Annotated in this window: 1 protein-coding gene and 1 rRNA gene; both read left to right on the forward strand. The window is 65.1% G+C overall.

Annotated elements, in window-relative coordinates:
• Positions 1-1,565 (forward strand): amidohydrolase (locus RMO18_RS03305; protein WP_309663902.1); only part of this gene is annotated, 1,565 nt, incomplete at its 5' end.
• Positions 1,566-2,052: 487 nt separating this feature from the next.
• Positions 2,053-2,166: ribosomal RNA gene (locus RMO18_RS03310) — 16S ribosomal RNA — on the forward strand; the annotation flags it as partial.

The raw sequence follows: 2,166 nt of genomic DNA on the forward strand, positions 1-2,166 counted from the left end.
CGGTAGGCGGCCGGGCCGAGGTGGAGGCGCTGGCAGGGCCTGCGACAGGGATGGTGGACGCAGGCGGGCGGACGCTGTTGCCGGGGTTCGTGGAAAGCCATCTGCATCTGGTGCTGGGCGGCAATGAGCTGACGCAGTTGCAGCTTGGCGGCGTGCAGGGGTTCGACGCTTTGGCGGCGGCGTTCCGCGCCTATGCGGCGGCGAACCCGGGGCTGCCGCTTTTGATGGCGCAGGGGGCGGGGTATGACATCCTGGGCCGGCCGGTGACGCGGGGCGATCTGGACCGGGTGATCGCCGACCGCCCGATTGCGATGATGTCGCCGGATCATCACACGGTCTGGGCCAATACGGCGGCTTTGGCTGCGGCAGGGCTGTTGCAGGGGGCACAGATGCCTGCGGGGCATGTGGTGGTGATGGGTGCGGATGGGCAGGCCTTGGGCGAGTTGCTGGAGTTCGAGGCGTTCTCGCCCGTGCTGGCGCTGACGGGGGACCTGCATCTGCAGCTGGGGATCGCTACGGGGGGCGAGCCGGAGCCGTGGCCGGATGCCGATCAGCGCGCCAAGGACAAGGCCAAGATCGCGGCCGGGCTGGCGCATTGCGCGGCGCATGGGATCACCTCGATGGTGAACATGGATGGCAACCGCTACACCTGCGTCTTGCTGGCCGAGATGGCGGCCGAGGGTCGCCTGACCGCTCGGGTCAAGGTGCCGTTCCACATGAAGCCGCATATGGACCTGTCGGAGCTGGACCGTGCCAGCGCGATGGCGGCGGAGTTTACCGGGGAGTGGGTGACGAGCGGCTTCGTCAAGATGTTCATGGACGGGGTGGTGGACAGCCGCACCGCCTTTATGCTGCACCCCTATCCCGGCACGTCGGAGACGGGGGCGCCCCTCTTCGCGCCCGAGCGGTTCAAGGACATCTGCGCCGAGATCGACCGGCGGGGATTGCAGATCGCGGTGCATGCGATCGGCGATGGCGCGGTGCGCCAGACCATCGACGGCTATGAGGCGGCGCGGGCGCGCAATGGCGCGCGCGACGCCCGCCACCGGATCGAACAGATCGAGCTGATCGACCGGGCCGATGTGCCAAGGCTGGGCGCGCTGGGGATCACCGCCAGCCTGCAGCCGCCGCATGCGCCGGGGGTGATGGACTTTCCGCTGGCCGGGATGGAGGCGGTGATCGCGCGCCATCGCTGGCCGGATGCCTATCAGTGGAAAAGCCTGGTCGATGCCGGGGCGGCGCTGGCTTATGCCAGCGACTGGCCGGTGACGGACGTCAGCGTGATGCGCGGCATTCAGGCGGCGCTGACCCGGGTGCCGTTCGAAGGGGCGGCGGACGAACGGCTGGGCCTGATGGAGACCCTGCGCGCCTATACAGCTGGCGGGGCCTGGGCCGCGCATCTGGAAGGGCTGACCGGCACCCTGCGCGAAGGCCTGGCGGCCGACCTTGTGCTGATCGACGGCGACATCGAGGCGATTCCACCCGGGAAGATCGGCACCACGGGAATCGCCCTGACGGTCGCTGGGGGGCGGGTGACCTATGCGGCAGAGGGTTTTTCCGCCTGACCTGCGGGAAAAAACAGCTGATTCCTTGGCGTTTCAGGGGTCGGCGGAAATTTTGTCATCACGCTGTCATTTTCTGCTTGCGGGTTCTGAGGACCGGACGTAAAAACCCCCTCACCGAAGCGGAAGAGACGCGGAAACGCAGAACGGAAGTGACGGAAGCGGCGGCGAAGACCACCGCATGACAATCTGGAGGCAAGACGGCAGGTACGCCAGAAGTTCTGGTGTACTGCAAGTTTTGTGTCCGCGCTCTTTGAGACTGATTGGTAATGAAGGGATATGCGGGCGGTTTGGGCGCATCGGCGTCAGATCGCAGCATATCGGCCTACTAGGGGGGAGACCTCCGATGATGTAGGTGTCAGCTTCACTGTCTTGGCAGGGTTGTTCTTCGGAACGGCTTTGTACATGACAGAGACTGATCATGAGTACCTTAGGGTATTTGTGACAGATGTGCGAAGGTTCGACGTCAAGGATAGCTCGAAAGAGCTTTCAACTTGAGAGTTTGATCCTGGCTCAGAACGAACGCTGGCGGCAGGCCTAACACATGCAAGTCGAACGGGATCTTCGGATCTAGTGGCGGACGGGTGAGTAACGCGTGGGAACG

This window comes from Tabrizicola sp. (assembly GCF_031377265.1).
Lineage (GTDB): Bacteria > Pseudomonadota > Alphaproteobacteria > Rhodobacterales > Rhodobacteraceae > JAUYQR01.